Origin of the sequence: Taklimakanibacter albus (genome assembly GCF_016595235.1) — a bacterium.
GTDB lineage: Bacteria > Pseudomonadota > Alphaproteobacteria > Rhizobiales > Aestuariivirgaceae > Taklimakanibacter > Taklimakanibacter albus.
In genome coordinates this window covers 264277-285846 of sequence record NZ_JAENHL010000008.1, presented here as the reverse complement: position 1 = coordinate 285846, position 21570 = coordinate 264277, and the positions used below count along the sequence as shown (strand labels likewise).

At 61.8% G+C, this 21570-nt stretch carries 20 protein-coding genes and 1 tRNA gene; 8 read left to right on the top strand and 13 right to left on the bottom strand.

The window, feature by feature from the left end:
* Positions 1-9: 9 nt before the first annotated feature.
* From JHL16_RS24255 to JHL16_RS24240, 4 genes are all read right to left on the bottom strand, one after another.
* On the bottom strand, positions 10-942 hold the full coding sequence (locus tag JHL16_RS24255) for an ABC transporter permease (protein ID WP_200187482.1): 933 nt from the start codon (positions 940-942) through the stop codon (positions 10-12).
* 147 nt (positions 943-1089) lie between these two features.
* Positions 1090-1389, bottom strand: coding sequence for an HU family DNA-binding protein (locus tag JHL16_RS24250; RefSeq protein ID WP_137855750.1), 300 nt, complete (start codon positions 1387-1389; stop codon positions 1090-1092).
* Between the two features lie 388 nt (positions 1390-1777).
* Complete coding sequence (locus JHL16_RS24245; RefSeq protein ID WP_200187481.1) at positions 1778-3127, bottom strand: NAD(P)/FAD-dependent oxidoreductase; 1350 nt, start codon at positions 3125-3127, stop codon at positions 1778-1780.
* Between the two features lie 31 nt (positions 3128-3158).
* Positions 3159-4076, bottom strand: a complete 918-nt coding sequence (locus tag JHL16_RS24240) for a fatty acid desaturase (protein WP_200187480.1) — start codon at positions 4074-4076, stop codon at positions 3159-3161.
* 103 nt (positions 4077-4179) lie between these two features.
* Here JHL16_RS24240 and JHL16_RS24235 point away from each other — a divergent pair, with 103 nt between their 5' ends.
* The 3 genes from JHL16_RS24235 to JHL16_RS24225 are packed head-to-tail and all read left to right on the top strand — an operon-like array spanning position 4180 to position 6418.
* Positions 4180-5025 (top strand): helix-turn-helix domain-containing protein, encoded by an 846-nt coding sequence (locus tag JHL16_RS24235; RefSeq protein ID WP_200187479.1) that lies wholly within the window; start codon positions 4180-4182, stop codon positions 5023-5025.
* Entirely contained in the window at positions 5022-5792 is a 771-nt protein-coding gene (locus tag JHL16_RS24230) for a phosphate/phosphite/phosphonate ABC transporter substrate-binding protein (protein ID WP_200187478.1), read from the top strand. Before JHL16_RS24235 ends, JHL16_RS24230 begins: the two co-directional genes overlap by 4 nt.
* A complete protein-coding gene (locus tag JHL16_RS24225; protein ID WP_200187477.1) occupies positions 5789-6418 on the top strand; it encodes a glutathione S-transferase family protein in 630 nt (209 codons plus the stop codon). Before JHL16_RS24230 ends, JHL16_RS24225 begins: the two co-directional genes overlap by 4 nt.
* Here the strand turns inward: JHL16_RS24225 and JHL16_RS24220 are convergent, their stop codons facing one another.
* From JHL16_RS24220 to JHL16_RS24210, 3 genes are all read right to left on the bottom strand, one after another.
* Positions 6419-7054 carry a glutathione S-transferase family protein gene (locus tag JHL16_RS24220; RefSeq protein ID WP_210346089.1) on the bottom strand — a complete coding sequence of 212 codons (636 nt, stop codon included), beginning with the start codon at positions 7052-7054 and terminating at the stop codon, positions 6419-6421. It abuts the gene before it with no gap.
* 61 nt (positions 7055-7115) lie between these two features.
* The gene (gltX, locus tag JHL16_RS24215; protein ID WP_200187475.1) at positions 7116-8438 is read right to left on the bottom strand and encodes a glutamate--tRNA ligase; all 1323 of its coding nucleotides are present in this window, start codon (positions 8436-8438) and stop codon (positions 7116-7118) included.
* Between the two features lies 1 nt (position 8439).
* Positions 8440-10098 (bottom strand): NAD+ synthase, encoded by a 1659-nt coding sequence (locus JHL16_RS24210; RefSeq protein WP_200187474.1) that lies wholly within the window; start codon positions 10096-10098, stop codon positions 8440-8442.
* A gap of 76 nt (positions 10099-10174) precedes the next feature.
* On the opposite strand from JHL16_RS24210, the gene JHL16_RS24205 reads away from it, so the two are divergent.
* Together JHL16_RS24205 and ypfJ are read left to right on the top strand one after the other, a co-directional pair.
* On the top strand, positions 10175-11146 hold the full coding sequence (locus tag JHL16_RS24205; protein ID WP_200187473.1) for a 2-dehydropantoate 2-reductase: 972 nt from the start codon (positions 10175-10177) through the stop codon (positions 11144-11146).
* Positions 11147-11179: 33 nt separating this feature from the next.
* Entirely contained in the window at positions 11180-12166 is a 987-nt protein-coding gene (gene ypfJ, locus JHL16_RS24200; protein WP_200187472.1) for a KPN_02809 family neutral zinc metallopeptidase, read from the top strand.
* Positions 12167-12335: 169 nt separating this feature from the next.
* Here the strand turns inward: ypfJ and JHL16_RS24195 are convergent, their stop codons facing one another.
* A complete protein-coding gene (locus JHL16_RS24195; protein WP_200187471.1) occupies positions 12336-12620 on the bottom strand; it encodes a hypothetical protein in 285 nt (94 codons plus the stop codon).
* Positions 12621-12736: 116 nt separating this feature from the next.
* Entirely contained in the window at positions 12737-14161 is a 1425-nt protein-coding gene (locus tag JHL16_RS24190; protein ID WP_246771151.1) for an undecaprenyl-phosphate glucose phosphotransferase, read from the bottom strand.
* Positions 14162-14717: 556 nt separating this feature from the next.
* Here JHL16_RS24190 and JHL16_RS24185 point away from each other — a divergent pair.
* Together JHL16_RS24185 and JHL16_RS24180 are read left to right on the top strand one after the other, a co-directional pair.
* Positions 14718-15347, top strand: coding sequence for a L,D-transpeptidase (locus JHL16_RS24185; RefSeq protein WP_348647274.1), 630 nt, complete (start codon positions 14718-14720; stop codon positions 15345-15347).
* Entirely contained in the window at positions 15344-15778 is a 435-nt protein-coding gene (locus tag JHL16_RS24180) for a hypothetical protein (protein ID WP_200187469.1), read from the top strand. Before JHL16_RS24185 ends, JHL16_RS24180 begins: the two co-directional genes overlap by 4 nt.
* A gap of 298 nt (positions 15779-16076) precedes the next feature.
* Here JHL16_RS24180 and JHL16_RS24175 read toward each other — a convergent pair whose 3' ends face one another.
* The 4 genes from JHL16_RS24175 to gph form a co-directional block, all read right to left on the bottom strand.
* On the bottom strand, positions 16077-17429 hold the full coding sequence (locus JHL16_RS24175) for a porin family protein (protein WP_200187468.1): 1353 nt from the start codon (positions 17427-17429) through the stop codon (positions 16077-16079).
* Between the two features lie 491 nt (positions 17430-17920).
* Complete coding sequence (locus JHL16_RS24170) at positions 17921-18811, bottom strand: ATP-grasp domain-containing protein (protein ID WP_200187467.1); 891 nt, start codon at positions 18809-18811, stop codon at positions 17921-17923.
* Positions 18812-19052: 241 nt separating this feature from the next.
* Positions 19053-19128, bottom strand: a tRNA-Val gene (locus tag JHL16_RS24165).
* A gap of 71 nt (positions 19129-19199) precedes the next feature.
* On the bottom strand, positions 19200-19871 hold the full coding sequence (gene gph / locus JHL16_RS24160; protein WP_200187466.1) for a phosphoglycolate phosphatase: 672 nt from the start codon (positions 19869-19871) through the stop codon (positions 19200-19202).
* A 208-nt stretch (positions 19872-20079) separates the two neighbouring features.
* Between gph and JHL16_RS24155 the strand changes: the two genes are divergently transcribed.
* The gene (locus JHL16_RS24155; protein WP_200187465.1) at positions 20080-21555 is read left to right on the top strand and encodes an NAD-dependent succinate-semialdehyde dehydrogenase; all 1476 of its coding nucleotides are present in this window, start codon (positions 20080-20082) and stop codon (positions 21553-21555) included.
* Positions 21556-21570 lie beyond the last annotated feature (15 nt).

The window sequence follows — 21570 nt, the reverse complement described above, 5'->3', positions numbered from 1 at the left end:
CATCTGTCCTTATGCGAAACGAATGCGCGGATTGAGATAGGTGTAGCCCACATCCGAGATGAACTGCGACAGGACTGCCACGAACACCGCGACCATGGCGCAAGCAGAGACGACATATGTGTCGCCGAAGAGGGCGGCGTCGTACATCGCCTTGGCGAACCCGTCATAGGCGAAGAACACCTCGGTCACGACAATGCCGGACAGGAGATAGTTGAGCTGCAGGATCATGACCGTGAAGGGCGCGATCAGCGCATTGCGCAACGCATGCTTGACGACGACGCTCCGGGGCGGAAGACCCTTGAGGATTGCGGTCCGCACATATTGCGAGGTCATGACCTCGGCCATCGAGGCCCGCGTCATGCGGGTATAGTAACCGAAATTGAAGATCACCAGGACGGTGACCGGCAGCACGAGCTCTTTCACGCTGAAGCCGTTGGTGAAGGACGAGGAGCCCGGCAGCCAATCTAGCCAGAACACGAAGATGGCAACGAGGAAGGTGCCCGAGGCGAATTCCGGAAAGGACGTCGTGATGACCGAGATGACCGAGATGACGCGGTCGCGCAGTCCGCCTTCATTGACGCCGGCAAGCACGCCGAGGATCAGCGAGATGACCGCCGTGATGATGAAGACGCAGAGACCGAGGATCGCCGTATTGGCGAGGCGCGGGGCCAGGAACTCCAGCACCGGCCGATTATATTGCGCGGAGATTTTCCAGTCGCCGGTGAAGAAGCCATAGAGCCAGCTGATGTAGCGCACCACGAGCGGCCGGTTGTAGCCGTTCTCTTCGATCCAGTGGAGTTTGCCTTCCATTGTCGTGTACTGGCCGAGCACCCGTCCGGCGAGGGCCAGCTTGTCCCCTTCGAAGGCAAGGAACAGCAGTATCGAAATCACGATCATGATCAGGAGCATCGACGCGAGGCGTCGGCCAGCCAGTAACAGCATCCCTCACCTTGCCAATTTTTGTTTTTTGTTGGCGAGGATCATAAGAGCAATCAAACAAGCTAAGCAAGCATAAGCGACGCTCGACAGCCTAAAAACGAAAACGGCCCCGCGTGAACGGGGCCGTTTCGAAATCAGACTGCCGGAAGCTTAGATGGCTTCCTTCAGCTCCTTGGCAGCGCGGAAGGCAACCTTCTTCGAAGCCTTGATCTTGATGGCTTCGCCAGTGGCGGGGTTGCGGCCCATGCGCGCCGGACGCTTACGAACCTGCAGGATGCCGAGGCCGGTCACGCGGACCTTGTTACCCTTCTTGAGGTGCTTGACGACGAGGTCGACGAAAGCGCCGAGGAACTCCGTGGAGGCCTTCTTCGACATCTCGTGCTTCTCGGCAAGTTCCGCTGCCACTTTCGACAGAGGAATCGTCACCACTTTCACTTTATCATCAGCCATGTATCTGCTCCTTGCTTGCTGAATTCAGTGAATCGAGCCCTAGCGCATGCGTTGATTCGTGAAAACCCTTATTTTCATGGGTTTTTGCGCTGCACACGCTAAAAAACGCCCATTTGGCGGGTTGAATTCGCCCCCTCCTCCTGTGGAGACCGGTCAGGGACCGGTCCCGCGTTGTGGACCCCGGAGCGCAAAAAGCAGGGAAATCAGGCAAAAAAACAGCAAGATAGGGGATAGATCACGGTCACTTCAGGCCTAAATGGCCTGAAGTGACGAACGTGATCGACATTTTAGATGTGGCGCGTGACCGGGGCGGAAAACCGGTAGCCACTTTTCCGGGTCACGCGCTCCCTATCCTGCTGTAACAGTTTACTGCGATTTAATCCGGGGCTTACACCCAGGGACAATTGGAATTGCGGTCGCCGAAGGTCTTGCCCTGGGCGAAACGGGTGAAAGCGAAGGGCGACAGCTCAGGCACCGGGGTGCCCGATACCAGGTGGCGGGCGACGAGCTTGCCGACGCCGATCATCTTATAGCCGTGGTTCGAGTCGGCGATCATGTAGCCGTTCTCGGCGACCCAGTCGAAGATCGGCACCGAGTCCGGCGTGAAGGCGCCGATGCCGCCATTGCGGCGCTGTTTGAACTGGCTGCCATAGTTCTTGAACTGGTCGAACAGATAGGCGAGCGTCGCCATGTAGTAGTCCTTGAACCACGCATCGGCCTGATAGAGGTCGTTGGCGTGGCCATAGGGCTCGAGCACCGCCTTGGGGCCCATCTTGATCGGGATGGTGCCGCCCTGGACGCCGGGCGCGCCGGCGCGCTCAGCCGCATAACGCACATACATATAGAAGTGCTGATCCGGGAATTTGTGGCCGTTCTCGGTGATGACCGGCGTGTTCATCAGCTCGACATGGAGAACCGGGGGATCCTTGTCGTCGCCGGTGCGGTACTTGTGGCCGTCTTTGAGCAGCACTTCGCCTTCGAGCAGGCGCCAGTAGGTCCACATGTCGGCGTCCTTGACGACGCCGCCGTCGGGATAGCGCATGTCGAGCTTGTTGGGCAGCCCCAACCAATCCCAGTGCTTGGTGATCCAGGCGCCGGCGCAGATCACCACCGCATCGGCCTTGATCGTGCCTTCCGAGGTGAGGACGCCGGTGATGCGGCCGTTCTGCATGTCATAGCCTTCGACCGAGATGCCGGTGAAGGAGCGCACGCCCCACTGGTCGCATTTCTCCTTGAGGGCGCGCACCGCCGTGTGGGTGCCGGCATAACCCGACGGGATCTCGTGCAGCACGACATCGGCCTTGTCGACATTGAAGTCCGGCCAGATCTTCTTGAGGAAGCTCTTCGCCTCCTTGCCGACATACATGTCGGACTTGTAGCCGGCGGCGTTCTGGCTCTTATGCATCTTCTCGTAATCGGCCTGCTGGTTGCCTTCGCCGACCGAGACATAGCCCACTTGCTGGAAGCCGAAATTGACCGGGTCCGATTCCCACACATCGACCGAATGGCGCAGGATATTGTGGATCGGCGAAGTCATGTAGAGATTGCGTACGCAGCCGCAGGCGATGCCGGTGGCGCCGGCCCCGGGACCGGCCTTGTCGATGAGAATGACGTCCGAGCCTTTGCCCTTGCCGGAGCGCTCGAGCTCCATGGCGAGATGCCAGGCCGTCGACATGCCATGCATGCCCATGCCGACGACGACATAGGCGGCTGATTTCGGTAGATGCGCGGTGGTCATGGGCTGTTTTCTCCGTAGACTGATTGATTGTTCATTTGATGAGTGGGTGGGCGACCGGTTCCTTAGGTCTTAGGAAGTAGCGCCGGAAGATCTCGCCATAGCCGTTCATGCGATAGCCGTTGTTTTTGGCGACGAGCGCGTCGCGCTCGGCGCGGTAATAAGCGGGAAGCTCGTACCAGGGCAGCCGCGGCCGCGTGTGATGGGCGACATGCAGGTTGTTGTTGAGGAACAAAAGCGACCAGAAGGGCGAGGCCTCGACGATGATGGTGCGTTCGCCCTCGTTTTCCGCCGCCTGATGCTCGCAGAAGGAACGCACCAGCATGAGCGCGATGCCTGGATAGACGAAGAGCAGGACATATTGCCAGAAGGGAATGCCGCACACCCAGAGCGCATAGACGAGGGTGACGGCCGCCGCCGGGATATGGAGCAGCCAGGCATTGAGGATTTCTCGGTCCCCCTTGAGAAGGGCGACGAGTTCCGAGGACCAGAAACGGACCGCAGCGATGATCGGCCCCAGGATCATGCGGCCGGCGAGTGTGTTGTTGATCGTGTAGAGCTGCTTCATCGGCGCCGGCAGCCGCACCCAGTGATCGGGCAGCAGATAATAGGATTCGGGATCGAGCTGCGGGTCGGTCAGATGCTCATCATTGTGATGGGTGAGATGCAGCTTGCGGTAGCGCCGATAGGGGAACCAGAGGCTCGGGCTGATCGCCACCAGGAGCTCATTGACCAGGCGGTTGCGGGTCGGGTGGCCATGCAGCGCCTCATGCTGGAGCGAGCCGTGCAGCGCCACCAGATAGGCCGCGGCCGGCACCACCACCCACCAGGGTAGTGCATGGAAGAACCACATCAGGAGGGCGAGCAGGCCATACATGAGGGCGATCAGGGTGACCGTCGGCCACTCTATATTGAGCGGCTTGGCGGTCTCGATTTCGCGGGGCGGCAACATGTTTCAATTTTATAGGCGCATCGGCCTTTACCCACCATGCTATTATGCGCATAATCTGTTTATTCTGATACGCATCCACGTCAATTGGTGACGATTGTAAACAATGCTGAAGCGGGACACGTCGGACATCTTCCGCCAGCGGCTTTTGGCGCTGATCGAGCGATCAGGCCTGTCGCGGGCGCAATTCGCGGCGCGCGCCGGGCTCGACCGTTCGACGCTGTCGCAACTTCTTTCTGACGTCAACGTAAGATTGCCGCGAACCGAGACGATCGCCCGCATCGCGGCCCGCCACACCGTGTCGATCGACTGGCTTCTGGGTCTTTCCCAGCAGGATCAGGTGGCGGCCGACATTGTCTCGCAGATGGCGATCGAGCCTGATGCCGGCAGCCCCGCCGACGAGCGTCTGTTGGCCTGGCATGAGGAAGCCCGCGGCTTCAAGGTCCGCTACGTGCCGGCGACCTTGCCCGACCAGGTAAAGACCGAGGCGGTGATCGCCCATGAGACCGGGCGGCTCGAAGCGACTGCCGCCAAAGCCTGGGCCGGCATCGCCAGGGCCCGCATCATGCATGCCAAGCGCACCGAGCATGAGATCGAAGTCTGCTCGCCGCTGCAAGGGCTCGAAGGCTTTGCGCGTGGCGAGGGCATCTGGCGCGGCCTCGAGGCCGCCGAACGTCTGGCCCAGCTCGAGCAGGCAGCCGGCCTCGTCGAGGAGCTTTATCCCGCCTATCGCTGGTTCCTGTTCGACAATCGCGAACGCTTTTCGGTTCCCTATACGGTGTTCGGTCCGATGCGCGCCGCGCTTTATGTCGGCGACATGTATTTCGTCTTCACCTCGACCGAGCATATCCGCGAGCTGTCGCGGCACTTCGACAATCTCATCCGCCATGCCCGCATCCAGCCCAATGAAACCGGCAACTACATTCGCTCTTTGATGAAGGACGTCCAATGACGATATCGCTGCCCATGTATGACTGGCCCGAGGTCCGTGAGGCCACCGATGAATGGGGTGGCGGTATCCTCAGGCATATGGGCAAGGACGGCGCGCGGCTCGACCATGATCCCGATTATTTCGCCGGCTGGCGCAGAGGCGATCTGTTTTTCAGCCAGACCTGCGGCTACCCCTTTACCCATGAATTCCGCGGCCGTTTTGCTTATCTGGCGACTCCGCATTACAGCGCCGATGGCTGCGAGGGTGCCGATTATTGCAGCTTCGTCTTCGCGCGCGAGAACCGCCCGCTGGCCGAATTCAGAGGCAGCCGCGCGGCGGTGAACAATCCTGATTCCATGTCGGGCATGCTGGCATTGAAGCTCGTCTTCACGCCCTTTGCGAAAGACGGCGACTTTTTTTCCTCGGTTCTCGAAAGTGGCGGCCATGTCAAATCGATGATCGCGGTACGCGATGGCAAGGCCGACCTCTGCTCGATCGATTCCGTCTGTGTGGCGCTGGCGCGGCGCTATCGCCCCGATTATCTCGATGGCCTGATCGAGATCGCGCGTTCGCCGAAGGTACCGGGCCTTCCTTTTGTAACCGCGCCCGGCCGCGATCCTGCGCCCTTGCGCCTGGCGCTGGACAAGGCCTTCGCCGATCCGGTGCTTGCCCCCGCGCGCGAGGCTTTGTTGCTCACGGGCCATTCGGTGCTTGCCGATGGCGCCTATGACCGTATCCTGACCCTCGAGGACCAGATGGAACAAGCGGGAGGATTGCGGCTGCTATGATCGATCTCTACACCTGGAGCACGCCCAATGGGCGCAAGATCTCGATCGCATTGGAGGAGATGGGCCTCGCTTACACGACCCATCCGATCAATATCGGCAAGGACGAGCAGTTCGCGCCTGCCTTTCTCAAGATTTCGCCCAACAACAAGATCCCGGCCATCATCGACCGCGACAGCGGCCAGAGCGTTTTCGAATCCGGCGCCATTCTCATGTATCTCGGTGAGAAGACCGGCAAGCTCTATCCGGCGGAAGCCAAGGCACGGATCCGCATCCATGAATGGCTGATGTGGCAAATGTCGGCGGTCGGCCCCTTTCTCGGCCGCGCCCATTATTTCCTCCATTACAACGAAGGCAAAGCGCCCTTCGCCGATGCCTGGTTCGCCGCCGAAGCGAAGCGCCTCTATGGTGTCCTCGACCGGCTGCTCGACGGCCAGGACTTCATGTGCGGCGATTATTCGATCGTCGATATCGCGACCTTCCCGTGGATCGCCCGCTTCGCCTGGCAGAAGATCGACCTCAATGATTTTCCCAATGTGCGGCGCTGGTATCAGGCCATGGCCGCGCGTCCGGCGGTGATCAAAGGCTACAGGGTGCCGGATGCGTCGGCGGAGATTCCGGCTGGCTGATCAAGGTTTCGCCGGCATCAGCTCATCGGGCGCCGGTTTTGCCTTGATGAAGGCATCGAGCGCCTCGCAGCGTTCCGCCAGTTTCTCGAGATGCGGATAACGTCCGGCCGGAAAGGCTTCCGGCAGCCGCAGCTTCAGATAGCCGATGAGGCATGCCAGTGTGACATCGGCCTGCGTGAACTTGCGGCCGAAATACCAGGGCCCGTTCGCATGCGCGTCGAGATGGACGAGGGCGCCCGAAAGCTGCGCCATGCAGCGCACCGTCCATTCATGGGCGATGCCGGCGGCCAGGTGGAAATGCCGCTCATAAACGACGGCAAGCGTCTTATCGATGGCGCCGGTGGCGAGGGCGATGACCTGCAGCACTTTGCGGCGTTCCTCGCCGCTGCGCGGGGTCAGCGCCTTCTGCGGGCCGACCATCTCGTCGAGATAGTCGATGATGGCGCCGCTGTCATGCAGCGTCTCGTCGCCGTCGATGACGAGCGAGGGAATGCGCATCAAGGGGTTGATGTCGACCATGCCCGGATGGAAGACCGACAGGCGGTTGCGCTCGAAGCGCAAATGATAATGATGCAGCGTCACCGCCACGCGGCGCACATAGGGAGAGTCATACTGACCGACGAGGATCATGGGCATACCCCAATCTCAAACATCGCATGTTTTAAGGCTTTTCCGTCGGCGATCAATGCGGATCCGATTACGTTCCCAATCGCCGGGAAGTCCGATCCCGCCCGATGAGCGGCAGCAGCAGAGCCAGCTCCGGGCCGTGATCGAGCCCGGTCAGCGCCAGCCGCAACGGCATGAACAAGGCCTTGCCCTTGCGGCCGGTCTCGGCCTTGACGGCTTCGGTCCAGACTTTCCAGGTCTCACTTGTCCACGGGGCGGGCGGCAGCAGTCTGGCCGCCACATCGATGAAGGAGCGTTCTTCCGGTGCGATCTTGGGCGTGATGTCGCCGGCGACGATGGTCCACCAGTCTTTGATATCGGCAAAGACGGTGAGGTTGCCGCGCACCGCAAGCCAGAAGGCTTCATCACCGTGCTCGAGCCGTTCCTTCACCGCCGCATAGGGCGTCATATGGAGCAGCCTCGCATTGAGGCCGCGCAATTCATTGTCATCGAAGCGGGCCGGCGCCCGCGACAGCTTGGCGAGATCGAAACCTTCGATGAGTTCACGATAGTCGAGACAGGGATGGATCGAGTCCGAGGTGCCGAGGAGCGCCGCATGGCTCACCACCGCCATGGCCTCGAGGCCTCCCTCGCGCAAGGAGGCGATCGACAGCGAGCCTAAGCGTTTCGACAGGCCCTGGCCGTCGGCGCCCGTGAGCAGGCTGTGATGGGCGAAATGCGGGACCTTGCCGGCGAGCGCTTCGAAGATCTCGATCTGCACCGCGGTGTTGACGACATGGTCCTCGCCGCGGATCACATGGGTGATGCCGAAATCGATATCATCGACCACCGAAGGCAATGTGTAGAGATAGCTGCCGTCTTCGCGCACCAGCACCGGATCGGACAGATTGGTCGTGTCGATATGCTGGGGCCCGCGGATGAGATCGACCCATTCGACATTGCGGCCGTCGAGCTTGAAGCGCCAATGCGGCTTGCGCCCTTCGGCCTCGAGCGCCTGGCGCTCCTCAGGCGTGAGCTTCAGGGCGGCGCGGTCATAGACCGGCGGCTGATGCCGGGCGAGCTGGCGCTTGCGCCGCCTGTCGAGCTCGTCCGCTGTTTCATAGCAGGGATAGAGCCGGCCTGCGGCCCGGAGCTCGTCGGCCACGGCACGATAGCGGTCGAAGCGCTTCGACTGATATTCGACCCGGTCGGGCACGATGCCGAGCCAGCCGAGATCATGCGCGATGCCGGCGGCGAAGGCCGCCGTCGAGCGCTCGACATCGGTGTCGTCATAACGCAGCACGAACTGGCCGTCGGATTTACGCACGAACAGCCAGTTGAGGATGGCCGTGCGCGCATTGCCGATATGGATGCGGCCGGTGGGTGAGGGGGCAAAGCGTAAGATGGGAGCCATGTCAGCTTCTGTCCCTGAAACCGTTGACGATCGGATAACGCCGGTCACGACCAAAATTGCGCCGGGTGATCTTGACGCCGGGGGCTGCCTGGCGCCGTTTATATTCCGCTACATAAAGCATATGCTGGACGCGCCTTACCAGGGCTTCCGTATGGCCGCGCTTGACGATGTCGGCGACCGGCAGCTCCTCCTCGACGAGGCCTGAAAGAATGTCGTCGAGCGCGTCATAGGGCGGCAGCGTGTCCTGGTCGGTCTGGTTCTCGCGCAGTTCCGCGGTCGGCGCCTTGGTGATGATGCGCTCGGGGATGATCGTGCCGGCGGGACCCGCGAGTCCGGCAGGGCGGTTCGCGTTGCGCCAGCGCGCCAGCCGGTAGACTTGCGTCTTGTAGACATCCTTGATCGGGTTGAAGCCGCCATTCATGTCGCCATAAAGCGTCGCATAGCCGACCGACATTTCCGACTTGTTGCCGGTGGTCAGCACCATCGAGCCGAACTTGTTCGAGATCGCCATCAGGATCACTCCGCGGCTGCGCGACTGGATGTTCTCTTCCGTCGTGTCGATGTTCCGGCCGTCGAACAACGGCTTGAGTGCCGAAAGGAAGCCTTCCACCGGCTCCTTGATCGGCACCACATCGTAGCGCACGCCGAGCGCCTCGGCGCAGGCTTCCGCATCGACGAGGCTGTCGCGGCTCGTATAGGCATAGGGCAGCATCACGCAATGGACGCGATCGGCCCCCAACGCATCGACCGCCATGGCGGCGACGACGGCGGAATCGATGCCGCCCGACAGGCCCAGGACCACGCCGGGAAACCGATTCTTCTCGACGTAATCCTTGAGGCCGAGCACGCAGGCGAGCCAGGTCTCTTCTTCCTTTTCAGGCAGGCGGGCGATCTCGCCTTTGTTCATCCGCCAGCCTTGCGCGCCGCGGATCCATTCGGTGACGGCGAGCGCTTCTTCGAACATCGGCATCTGCAGAGCGAGCGTGCGATCGGCATTGAGGACGAAGGAGGCGCCGTCGAAAACGAGTTCGTCCTGGCCGCCGATCTGGTTGAGATAGGCGAGCGGCAGGCCCGTTTCGGTGACCCGCGCCACCACCAGATTGAGGCGGGTGTCGTCCTTGTTCTGCTCGAAGGGCGAGCCATTTGGGACGAGCAGGATCTCGGCGCCGGTCTCGGCCAGGGTCTCGCAGGATTCCTCCGTCCAGATATCCTCGCAGATCGGCACGCCAAGGCGCACGCCCTTGAAGCTGATCGGTCCGGGGGCGGGGCCGGCATCGAAGACCCGCTTCTCGTCGAAGACGCCGTAATTGGGCAGGTCATGCTTGAAGCGTAGCGTCTCGATCTTGCCCTGGTTGAGCAGCGCCACCGCATTGTGGAGCTTCTTGCCATCGCGCCAAGGCAGACCGATCAGGATGGCGGGTCCCTGGGCCGTGTCGCGGGCCAGGTCCTCGACCGCTTCACGGCAGGCGGTGACGAAGGAAGCGCGCAGGACCAGATCCTCGGGCGGATAGCCGGCGATATAGAGTTCCGGGTAAAGGACGAGATCGGCGCCGGCCTCACGGGCGGCGGCATGGGCTTGCCGCGCTTTGGCGAGATTGGCCGCGACCGCGCCGACGGTCGGGTTGAGCTGGGCGAGAGCGATGACAAGACGGTCGGTCATGTCCGCCTCTTAGCTTAAGGCTGCCTTTCCTTCAAATGATCTGGCTGCCCATCCGACTTATGCATAAACTACGGATATGACGAGAATTTGCGTGTTCGGCGCCGGCGCGATCGGCGGTCTCATCGGGGCCAGGCTCGCCAGGGCGGATGTGGCCGACGTCGCGCTGGTGGCGCGCGGCGCCCATCTGGAGGCGATGCAGGCCAAAGGCTTGAGCGTCACCCAGGCGGGCGAGACCTTTACGGTTCATCCGAAGGTTTCTGCCGATCCACGCGAACTGGGGCGCCAGGATTACGTGATCCTGACCCTCAAGGCCTATGCCCTGCCAGGGATCGTCGATGCGCTGGCGCCTCTGATCGGGCCGGATACCGTGTTGCTGTTCGGCCAGAATGGTCTGCCCTGGTGGTATTTCTACAAGCATGGCGGACGGTTCGACGGTCACATTCTTGAAAGCGTCGATCCGGGCGGGCTCTTGTGGAAGACGCTCGGACCGGAGCGGGCGTTGGGGGCGGTCATCTGGCAGGCGGCCGAGCTCGGCGCCCCCGGCCACATCGTCCACGGCTTTGGCGACCGTTTGACCATCGGTGAACCGTCGGGCGAGATCAGCGACCGCGCCCGGAAGTTGAGCGCGCTCCTGGAGCGGGCGGGCGTCAAGAGTCCGGTCCGGGCCGACCTGCGCAATGAGATCTGGCTCAAACTATGGGGCAATCTCAGCTTCAATCCCGTAAGCGTCCTGACCGGCGGCACGCTCGAGGCGCTTGCCCGTGATCCCGGCACACGGGCGGTGCTGGCGGCCATGATGGAAGAAGCCCGCGCCATTGGCGAGGCACTGGGCGTCGTCTTTTCCGTGAGCGTCGAGGAGCGCCTCGACATGGCGGCCAAGGTGGGCGCACACCGCAGCTCCATGTTGCAGGATGTCGATGCCGGCCGGCCCACCGAGCTCGACGCCTTGCTGGGGGCTGTCATCGAATTGGCGCAAATGACAGGCATCGCGACTCCGGCGCTGAAACTGGTATATGATCTTGCCCGGTTCCGCGTCTTAGCGGCGTAGCCCCGGGACCATCGGACAGGAGGCAAGGACGACATGAGACTCGACAATGAACGGCCCAGCGACAACATCGAGGATCGCCGCGGCCAGGGCGGCGGCTTCGGCTTTCCGCGCGGCGGTAAGGGCGGTGGATTCCAGGTGCCGATGGGCGGCGGCGGCCGAGGCTTCAGTCTGCAAACCATCATTCTGCTGGTTGCCGTCTATCTGATCGCCAAGTTCGTTTTCGGCATCGACCTCCTGCAGATGATCACCGGCGACGGCCAGCTGCAGCCGCCGGGCCAGCAGCAGAGTGAAACGCAAGCGCCGTCCGGTGGGCAGACCACCACCCAGACCCAGACCCAGCAGCAGCCTTCCGGCCAGGCCCAGGTCGATGTGACCGGCGATGCCGGCAAGGACTTCGTCGCCCGCGTGCTGGGCTCGACCGAGCGTGTCTGGACCCAGAAATTCCAGGAGATGGGCCGGCAATATCAAAAGCCGACTCTCGTTCTGTTCAACGGCTTCGTGCAATCGGCCTGCGGCATGGCGCAGTCGGCCATGGGGCCGTTCTATTGTCCGGGTGACAACAAGGTCTATATCGACCTCTCCTTCTATCAGGATATGAAGAACAAGCTCGGCGCGCCCGGCGATTTCGCCCAGGCCTATGTCATCGCGCATGAGGTCGGTCATCACATCCAGAACCTGCTCGGCATCGCCGCCAAGGTCACGCAGGCACGTCAGCAGGCTTCGGAAGCCGATGCCAATTCACTTTCCGTGCGCATGGAGCTGCAGGCCGATTGCTTCGCCGGCGTGTGGGCGAAGTCGGCCAATGACACCAACAATATTCTCGAGCAGGGCGATATCGAGGAAGGCCTCAATGCCGCGGCCGCCATCGGCGATGACCGCTTGCAGCGCCGCTCGCAGGGTTATGTGGTCCCGGAATCCTTCACCCACGGCTCGTCGGAGCAGCGCGTGCGCTGGTTCAAGCGCGGTCTCGAGACCGGCGATATGAAGTCCTGCGACACATTCGGCACGGATCAGCTCTAGAGCATCGGCCCGAAAAGCGAGCGCGGTTTTCGGGCAAGCCGATGCGCAAAACAAAAAGTTAGAGCGTCGGGGCGATGCCAACGGAAAGCCCGGCGCTCTAAGCCGATCTTGATCTGTTTTTAAATTGAAACGGGCGCCGGTGGGCGCCCGTTTCGCATTCTGGTGGGATCTATGCCGAGCCTTTGCTCATCGCATTCTTGATGAGGCCGGCGATGATGGTCAGGATGGCGCCGCCACCGGCGCCGCCGATCACGCTTTGGATGATGGTGCTCGACGTGGCCGTGGCGGCGGCCGCATCCATGCCCATGTATCTCTGAAGTATTTGACCGAGGACGAGGCCACCGACCGCGCCGACAACGGAATTGCCGACAGTGCCGAGACTGGCATTCTTGACGGCGGCGCCCGCCCCGTTGCCGCCCAATGCGCCAAGGATCAACTGAATGATGAAATCCATGACTTAACCCCTCTGATGGTTGCCCAGAGCTGCATTTTCGCAGCTGTTGGGAGTCTATACCTCTGCCGGATAGGGTAAAGAGCGATTTAGGCCCTGTGCATAGCGGTGGTTCGGGCTCAGTAGGCGTTCTGGGTCTGGAGCAGGGCCACCGGGGTGCGGGCGAGGATATAGAGATCGAAGCCGAGCGACCATTGATCGATGTAATCGAGGTCGTAAAGAACGCGTTGCTCGATCTTTTCCTTGGTGTCGGTCTCGCCGCGCCAACCATTGATCTGCGCCCAGCCGGTGATGCCGGGCCTCACCCGGTGGCGGGCGAAATAGCCGTCGACGACCTGTTCATAGAGGGCCTCCTGCGCCTTGGCCTGGGTGGCGTGCGGGCGTGGCCCGACAAGCGAGAGGTCGCCCTTCAATACATTGAAAAGCTGAGGTAATTCGTCGAGCGACGTCTTGCGGATGAAGCGCCCGACAGGCGTCACGCGGGGGTCGCCCTTGCTCACCAGCCGGGCAGCGTCGGCATCGCTGCGCTCGACATACATGGAGCGGAATTTAAAGACCTCGATGAGCTCGTTGTTGAAGCCGTAGCGGCGCTGCTTGAAGAGGATCGGGCCCTTGCTGTCGAGACGCACGGCGAGCGCCGTCAGAGCCAGGACGGGCGAAAAGACGATGATGAAGAGGAGCGCCAGACAGCGGTCCATCGCCGATTTGAGGAAGGACGACCAGCCGGTCAGCGGCCGGTCGAAAACCGCGAGCAGGGGCAGATTTCCGAGATGCGTATAAGCACGCGGGCTCAGTTTGAGCTTCGAGGCCTGTCCACTGATTCGGATGTCGACGGGCAATTCCCACAGCCGTTTCAGAATCTGCAGGAGCCGCGCTTCGGCAGACAGCGGTATCGCGACGATGATAAGATCGACCCGGTGCTCGCGCGCGAAGGAGGCGAGCTCGCTGATCTTGCCGAGCTTCTTGTGGGCGCGGATCGCTTCCGGGCTACGGTCGTCGAAACGGTCGTCGAACAGGCCGACAATGTCGATGTCGAGGCCGGGCGACCCCTCGAGCGTCGCAATGGCTTCCTCGGCCGCGGCGCCACCGCCGACAATGGCGATGCGTTTGCGGAAGCGGCCGGCGCGATCGAGAGGCCGTGCCCATAGAGCGACGAGGCCACGTGTCAGGATAAGATAGGCTGCCATGAGCACGAGCCAGACGACGAGCCATTCGGGAGGCAGGTCGATGAGGCCGAGCCAGGCCAGCAGATAGTTGACGAGGACGCTCAGAAGGCAGGCGGCGAAAGAGAAAACGATGGATCTGAGGCCGCGGCGCAATGAAGTGATCTCATAGAGACCCAGGATGCGCATCGCGAACATCGAGAGCAGAGCCAGTTCCAGTGTGAAGAAGCCGATGAGTGAGTCATTGTCCGGCACCGACGGCAAGCGCGCCATGCCCAGCGTGATGACCAGTCCCGCAAAGCAGAGGACGAGGAAATCCAGTCCCTTGAGCAGGCGCTGCAGCACCTCGACATCGATATAGGATTTGCGCCCCTCGGCCATGCCAGGATCTCCCGCTCCAGAGACCCGCTCCTTCAAATTCAATTCAAAATCCGAAGGAGTAGGTCTTCCCACTCCGCCTCGCGAGCCCATACCATGGGGGAGAATAAGCAGAGGTAAAGGCGCTACGCGTCGGCGGCCTGCCGATGCGGCTGAAGCCCGATAAAAGAAACCCCGCAGCGATGCGGGGTTAAAAGGGATCGGGGTGCTGTCAAGAGACGGGGAGAATATAAGGGGCGGAAGAAGCCGTCCCATCTCGACCGAAACAGTATCATTTCATGTCGTCTCATTCACGTTAATCAGCGGTTAGCCTTGATGAGTTGTTAAGGCATTACATGCGATTTTAGCTAAGAGAGTCATGCCCTTCCGGGCAATTGAAGCCTGAGCGGAATGGCTCTAGAGCATGATTGGGGAAGCGGATGCCGCTTTTCCGGAAAGATCATGCGCAAACAAAAAGATAAGCGCGGCGGCGAGATTTCGCCGGCACGCTGGTACAGGTGCCGCAGTCTTGCCATCTGTGCATGCAGTGAATGAAGAGAAGGGCTGAGGAGGAAGAACCGTGTCCGGATCTGTTTTGTCGCGTCGGAACTTCATCGCGGGCGCCTTGGTGGCCGGCTCGGCATTGCCAACGGGCCTCATGGCGACGGCGGCCTGGGCCGATCAGGATCTCGACGATCCGTACCCGCTGCCGCCTTTTGACGAGAAGAAGCTGCCGAAGGACTTCCGCCGCGCCATCGTTCCCTACCCGACGCGGCATTGGCCGGGCACCATCATCATCAATACCGGCTCGCGCCAGCTCTTCCTGATTATGGAGGGCCAACAGGCCCTGCGCTTCGGCTGCGCAGTGGGCCGCGACGGCTTCCGCTGGGCCGGGCTCGCCGATGTCGGACGCAAGGTGATGTGGCCACGCTGGACGCCGCCCAAGGACATGATCGAGCGCAGCCCCGAAAAGGCGAAATGGAAGGACGGCATGCCGGGTGGCCCGGAAAATCCGCTTGGCGCCCGAGCACTTTATCTGTTCCAGAACGGCGGTGACACGCTGTACCGCATTCATGGCACCAACGAGCCGATGTCGATCGGCAAGAACGCATCCTCAGGCTGTATCCGCATGCTCAACCAGAATGTCATCGAGCTCTATCGCCGCGCCCCCGTCGGGGCGCGAGTCGTCGTCATGGCGGAGGGAATATGATGCGCTTGTCCCGTCCGTCGGCCTGGGTCGGCATTGCCCTGGCCGCCCTTTTGCTTGGCGCCTGCAGCTCGAGCTCGACGCGCATCGACGATTCGACCGGCCCGGATGTCACGGCGCCACCGCCCACCGTGCCCACCGGGCCGATGAAGGCGGGCGAGATCATGCGTGTGCTGTCGGGCAACAGCTTCCGCTATACGCGCACCGGCAGTCGCACCGGCACCACGACCTTCAATAGCGACGGCACCTTCAGCTATCAGGAAAGTGGCAAAGGCGAGGGCACCGGCATCTGGCAGGCGAGCGATGGCTCGCTCTGTGAAGCCTTCAATCCGACGAGCTTCCTGCCGCGCGGTACGCGCACCGAATGCTCGCCCTTCTCCCAGACGGCGCAAGGCGGCTACAAGGCGGGCGGCACGGTCTTCGAGCCGATGTAGGGCTTGCCATATTCGGGCACCGCCCTGTCAGTTTTTCCATGCTTGACGATAGACAAAGCGCGAGGACGCTCGACGCTGCATTTCAGCGATTCTGAGCAGGGAGCGCTTCCGCTGGATTCGACTTAAGGCGCTGAGAACCCAGCGCCGGCTTCGCGCCTCGACACAGGCGGACAGCTGAATCACGCATAGGCATCAATGAAAAAAGGCCCCCATCGCGATATGCAATGGGAGCCCTTTTGCAGGGGATCGACTGGCGTCTGAAGCGGGAGCGACGGACGCCAGATCAACCCTCAATTCGTTAGGGGAAACGCAGCCAGGTGCCGAAGAAGATTTCGAGGCTGTCCGCGTCATCCTGATCGACGAACTGAATTTCGTTGTCAATGCCGACCGGATCCGGATCGGTGTCAACAACCGCGAGCTTCGAGATATCGTTGCGATCGATGTACGTGGCGCCGATGCCCAGGGTGACCTGGCTGACCGGATCCCAGTACACGCCGCCGCCGAAGCCGAGGGCGTTACCCGCATTGTCATAGTCTTCGTAGCCGACGCCCAGTTCCAACCGGGTGTCTTCCGAGAGGTTGGCCAGCAAGCCGACCGACGCGCCCCAGAAATCTTCATCAGCCGTAGCCGGGCCGATGTTGTTGGCGTACTGGCTGGTGCCCTGACCAACGACCGCGCCGGCCGTCAGCTGGAACATTTCGCCGAGACCAACGGTGGCGCCGCCACCGATCGCCCAGTCGTCATCATCGCCGAAGTCATCGGTCTGGTAGAGGCCGACGATCTGAGCGGTGAAGGCATCAGACGAATACATCAGGTAGGCTTCGACAGCCGGGATATCGGCGGTGTCGGCGCTGCCGGAAATCGCAGCGACATCACCCTTGTCGAACTTGCCGTTGCCATTGACGTCGAGGCCGAGCGAACCACCGAAGGAGTCCGGATCCTCAACCGCGATCGCGAAGGACAGCGGGCCGGACGAATAGGTCAGGCGCATCTGCTCGTTGTTGATGTTCGACGGGCCGAAGGACGACACCGGGCCAGAAGCCGCGAGCCAGTCCCAACCGACCTGCAGAGCAGCGGTGTTGTCGTTGTAGCCGGCCATCAGCTCCCATTCCGGAGCGAACTTCCACCAGCCATAAGCTTTGTTCATCTTGGTGGCTTCGGAATAATCCGAGAAGTTGCCGCCGCCATCAGCCTGGAGACGGAAATAACCACCGACTTCACCGACAGCCGTGTCGGCTTTGCCCTTGATGAAGATACGGCCACGGACCTTGACGTCGAGATTGTCGTCGAAGTCGTCAGTGTTGACATCCGTATAGACCAGAGCGGTACGGATTTCGCCGGACACCGACACTTCAGCAGCCGGAGCCGCGTCAGCCGTCGGAACGACCGAGAGCGTGAAGCCCGATTCTTCACGAACGCGATCGGCAGTACGCTCAGGGAGCACACCTTCATAGGTGCCCTGACCGTCACGGATCGAAAGGAGGCTGTAGCCCGACGGCATCGAAGCCTGCGGCTGAGCCTCAAGCTGCGATACGCGCGACTGCAGCTGCTCGATCTGCGCCTTCAAGGCCGACAGATCGTCAGCGCGAGCAGCGGTGGCTGTAACGGCAACCGCCGCACCGCCCAGAAGCGCCCACTTCATCATTTTCATTTATGTCTCTCCCACTTCTTGGAGTGTTTAAAGCGGCCCCCCGATCCCCTACAAAACCGGTGCTGGAAGGCTGCACGAATGAATCGTGCATGGGCGTACCTTCTTCCCAGCGGGTTCCAGCGTCAAGTAACCTGGGCAGCACCGTGTCAGAATCCTGGCGAGTGTTGCCGGTTTGCCACATTAACTGAGGGCCAATTCTCAAGGAAAAAGCACGATACGCTACTTTAGGATGTGAATATGCAATTTAAACGTGTTGAATGGGCGGTATAAGGAATCGCTAACCCTGACTTGCCCGGCGGATAGGGCTCTCGGCAGAAGCCTGGCAAGCCCACTTGGCGATCAGATCCATATCTCGTCCACGCGACCGTCAGATCCATATATTAAAGCCGGCGGCACTCGCCGCCCATCACCAAAATTGTGTTCATCTCATTGTTTTCACTTGATAAAGTTAGGTGGAACAAACAGTCGCCAGCTCGTCGGGGCGGAGAGCTTCATTCCGCCTCGAGTCGCGTACGCTCGATCAGCGTCGTAGCGGCGACGTCCCAGGCGCCAAATTGCGCAATCATCTTTTCCTTCGTTATTGGGCCGCTCCGGAAAGGGGCAAAGTAGTTCGACGAGATATGCCAGGTATTGCTGGTGCAATTGAGCTCCAGAACATAGAGCTGGCCCGTCCGGTGGTCGCGAATGATGTCGATGCCCTTGAGGGGCACATCCGGAAAGGCTTCATGGCACCGCTTGGCGAGTGCCAGGACATCTTCGTCGGCGACGAGTTCAAAGCCGCGCTTGGCTGGGTCATGGGAATTGGTGGCGAGCGCCCCCGAGGTCAGTGAGTCGCCGACCGCGGCCAGATCCGGCAGGGAATCGGTCGAGAGGTTCAGAAGGCAATACAGCGCCCGACCGAACAGCGTGTTGACCCGGTAATGACGGGCGCTGGGGCCGGTTACGATGAATTGCTGGACCATCAGCGGCGCGAGCCGGCCCGGATGTCCCTCCGGGTAGTCTTCCGGTCCCCTGAGTCCGACCTTGCCGGCCGGGACGATCGTGAAGCCGACACCGCCGGACGAGCGTGAGCTCGTCGGCTTTATAATTACATGAGATCCCCAGACCGCCGGGTCCAGGGCCAGGCCGGGACTGAGTATAGCGGTGCGCGGAACGGGTATGCCGAGCGCCGCCAACCGCGCCAGCTGCTCATCCTTGCTGATGGCGCGTCCCTGGTAGAGGCGGCCGCGGCGCGGGGCGAAGGCTCCCAAGGCGGTCGGCGAAACGATTAGGGTCGGCCGCCGGCTGGCGAATTCCTCGAGCCGCGGGTCGCGCTGTGCCGTATTGGCGATCATGACCGTGATATTCGGTGCCGTCGCGGATATCCGGTCGCGAATCGCCATGAAGTCTTCCGGCGCCTGCCAGCCCGGTTTGTGCACCAGGACAAGATTGCGGGGCATCTGGATGGTTTTGGCGGCGAGCGGCAGAAAAGCGACCTGTAGAAAAATGACGCAGCGACGCCTCAGGTTAGGGCTTCGGACGCGAGGCGGCAACCTTCTCGCTCACGCGCGATACGGCTCAATAATTCTCAATAGTTGAGGATTCGGGGGAAGCCTGCTGTCTCTTACTATGATGAGTGCAGGATGGTGGGCGATACTGGACTCGAACCAGTGACCCCTGCGATGTGAACACAGTGCTCTACCAACTGAGCTAATCGCCCGTACCAAGGTGCCGCGATATAGGGTCGCCGCTTCGGGAAAGTCAAGAATTGAACGGTCCGGTCTATCCGATTCAGCCCTCCAGCAGTGCCATGATGGGCTCATAAGCCTCGTCGAAGTGGTCGATCAGGCTGTTGGGACTGAATTCCGCGATCGGGCGGGGCGTGTAGCCGAAGGTGACGCCAACGATCGGGACGCCGGCGGCGCGCGCCGTCAGCACATCCGTCTCGCTGTCGCCGATGAGGAGCGAGGGCGCCCCCTGGCGGTCCATCCGCCGCAAGGCCTCGCGATAGGGGGCCGGGTCCGGCTTGGCGATGCCGATCGTGTCAGCCCCGATGATGGCGTCGAAATAGGCGGTCATGCCCAGCGTCTCGATGAGCTTCACCGACAGGCCTTCCTGCTTGTTGGTGCACACGCCGAGGCTGATTCCCTCAGCCTTCAGGCGGTCGAGCAGCGCCAGGCAGCCCGGGAAGGGCACACTGCCGACGGCAATATTATCGCGGTAATAGGCAACGAATTTCTCATAGAGAGGCTCGATCGCGGGGGCGTCATATTCCTCGCCGGTCGCCTTGAGGCCGCGCTGGATGAGTTTCCGCGCCCCGTGGCCGACAAAGGCCCTGACTTCATCCAGCGTCACCACGCGGCGCCCGCATTCGGACATGACATGATTGGTGGCGCGCCACAGATCGGGAGCGGTGTCGACGAGGGTCCCGTCGAGATCGAAAATTACGGCTTTGCGGGTCATGGCGGGCCTTATCGGCAATGGAACTCAGATTGGCAAGCGGCAGCGGCCGCGCGGCTGCCATGAGGGGTAGGTTTTGCGGTTTGATGTGCCTCTGTGCTAAGACGCCGCCGCGAAGGCGCCAAGGCCTTAGGCTCGCGCCCCCTATATTCACCTATAGAGCCCTCATCCCCAAGGGATCGACGGTTCCAACGGACAAGGAGACGGGATCATGGATATCCGCAAGACCCAGGCGCTCAGGGACATCCTGAAGGACAAATCGCTGCTCAAGGAAAAATGCTACATCGACGGCAAGTGGGTGTCGGGCACGGAAACGATCGACGTCACCAACCCGGTCAATGAAGACGTCATCGCGGCGGTGCCGAATCTCGGCCAGGCCGAAGCCAAGGCCGCCATCGAGGCCGCCGGCAAGGCCCAGAAGGCCTGGGGCGCCAAGCCCGCCAAGGAGCGCGCGGCGATTCTGCGCAAGTGGTTCAACCTGATGATGGAGAATCAGGAAGATCTCGCCCAGATCATGACGGCCGAGCAGGGCAAGCCGCTCGCCGAATCGCGCGGCGAGATCGCTTATGGCGCCTCCTTCGTCGAGTTCTTCGCCGAGGAAGCCAAGCGCATCTATGGCGAGACCATTCCCTCGCCCTGGCCACATGCCCGCATCGTCACCATCCGCCAGCCGATCGGCGTCGTTGCCGCCATCACGCCGTGGAACTTCCCCAATGCGATGATCACCCGCAAAGCGGGCCCGGCTCTGGCGGCCGGCTGCACCTTCGTCTGCAAGCCGGCGAGCGAAACGCCGCTCTCGGCTCTGGCGCTGTGTGAGCTCGCCGAGCGCGCCGGCATTCCGGCCGGCGTCTTCAATATTCTCACCGGCAAGGCCCGCCCGATCGGCGCCGAGCTCACCTCCAACCCGCTGGTCCGCATCCTGACCTTCACCGGCTCGACCGAAATCGGCAAGCTGCTGATGCAGCAGTGCGCCACGACGGTGAAGAAGGTCGGCCTCGAGCTCGGCGGCAACGCGCCCTTCATCGTCTTCGACGATGCCGATCTCGATGCCGCGGTGCAGGGCGCCATGGCGTCCAAATATCGCAATGCCGGCCAGACCTGCGTCTGCGCCAACCGCATCCTGGTGCAGGACAAGGTCTATGACGCCTTCGCCGCGAAATTCGCCGAAGCCGTGAACAAGCTCAAGGTCGGCAATGGCGTCGAGCAGGGCATCACCACCGGTCCGCTGATCAACGAGGCGGCGGTGAAGAAGGTGCGCGAGCATATCGATGACGCGGTCAGCAAGGGCGCCAAGATCGTGGTCGGCGGCAAGGAGCTCGGCGGCAATTTCTTCGAGCCGACGATCCTGCGCGACGTCACCACCAAGATGGCGGTGGCGCGTGAAGAAACCTTCGGCCCGGTGGCGCCGCTGTTCCGCTTCTCGACCGAGGAAGAGGCGATCCGCATGGCCAACGACACCGAATTCGGCCTCGCCTGCTATTTCTATTCGCGCGATATCGGCCGCATCTGGCGTGTCGCCGAAGGCCTCGAATATGGCATGGTCGGCATCAATGAAGGCATCATCTCGACCGAGGTGGCGCCTTTCGGCGGTGTCAAGGAATCGGGCATCGGCCGCGAAGGCTCGCGCCACGGCGTCGAGGAATTCACCGAGATCAAGTACATGCTGATGGGTGGTCTCGGCTCGTAAACGGAACAGGCCCTC

Coding starts and splice junctions, on each gene's coding strand:
- JHL16_RS24255 (WP_200187482.1), bottom strand. CDS start 942: ATGCTGTTACTGGCTGGCCGACGCCTCGCGTCGATGCTCCTGATCATG.
- JHL16_RS24250 (WP_137855750.1), bottom strand. CDS start 1,389: ATGGCTGATGATAAAGTGAAAGTGGTGACGATTCCTCTGTCGAAAGTG.
- JHL16_RS24245 (WP_200187481.1), bottom strand. CDS start 3,127: ATGACCACCGCGCATCTACCGAAATCAGCCGCCTATGTCGTCGTCGGC.
- JHL16_RS24240 (WP_200187480.1), bottom strand. CDS start 4,076: ATGTTGCCGCCCCGCGAAATCGAGACCGCCAAGCCGCTCAATATAGAG.
- JHL16_RS24235 (WP_200187479.1), top strand. CDS start 4,180: ATGCTGAAGCGGGACACGTCGGACATCTTCCGCCAGCGGCTTTTGGCG.
- JHL16_RS24230 (WP_200187478.1), top strand. CDS start 5,022: ATGACGATATCGCTGCCCATGTATGACTGGCCCGAGGTCCGTGAGGCC.
- JHL16_RS24225 (WP_200187477.1), top strand. CDS start 5,789: ATGATCGATCTCTACACCTGGAGCACGCCCAATGGGCGCAAGATCTCG.
- JHL16_RS24220 (WP_210346089.1), bottom strand. CDS start 7,054: ATGCCCATGATCCTCGTCGGTCAGTATGACTCTCCCTATGTGCGCCGC.
- gltX (WP_200187475.1), bottom strand. CDS start 8,438: ATGGCTCCCATCTTACGCTTTGCCCCCTCACCCACCGGCCGCATCCAT.
- JHL16_RS24210 (WP_200187474.1), bottom strand. CDS start 10,098: ATGACCGACCGTCTTGTCATCGCTCTCGCCCAGCTCAACCCGACCGTC.
- JHL16_RS24205 (WP_200187473.1), top strand. CDS start 10,175: ATGACGAGAATTTGCGTGTTCGGCGCCGGCGCGATCGGCGGTCTCATC.
- ypfJ (WP_200187472.1), top strand. CDS start 11,180: ATGAGACTCGACAATGAACGGCCCAGCGACAACATCGAGGATCGCCGC.
- JHL16_RS24195 (WP_200187471.1), bottom strand. CDS start 12,620: ATGGATTTCATCATTCAGTTGATCCTTGGCGCATTGGGCGGCAACGGG.
- JHL16_RS24190 (WP_246771151.1), bottom strand. CDS start 14,161: ATGGCCGAGGGGCGCAAATCCTATATCGATGTCGAGGTGCTGCAGCGC.
- JHL16_RS24180 (WP_200187469.1), top strand. CDS start 15,344: ATGATGCGCTTGTCCCGTCCGTCGGCCTGGGTCGGCATTGCCCTGGCC.
- JHL16_RS24175 (WP_200187468.1), bottom strand. CDS start 17,429: ATGAAAATGATGAAGTGGGCGCTTCTGGGCGGTGCGGCGGTTGCCGTT.
- JHL16_RS24170 (WP_200187467.1), bottom strand. CDS start 18,811: ATGGCGATTCGCGACCGGATATCCGCGACGGCACCGAATATCACGGTC.
- gph (WP_200187466.1), bottom strand. CDS start 19,871: ATGACCCGCAAAGCCGTAATTTTCGATCTCGACGGGACCCTCGTCGAC.
- JHL16_RS24155 (WP_200187465.1), top strand. CDS start 20,080: ATGGATATCCGCAAGACCCAGGCGCTCAGGGACATCCTGAAGGACAAA.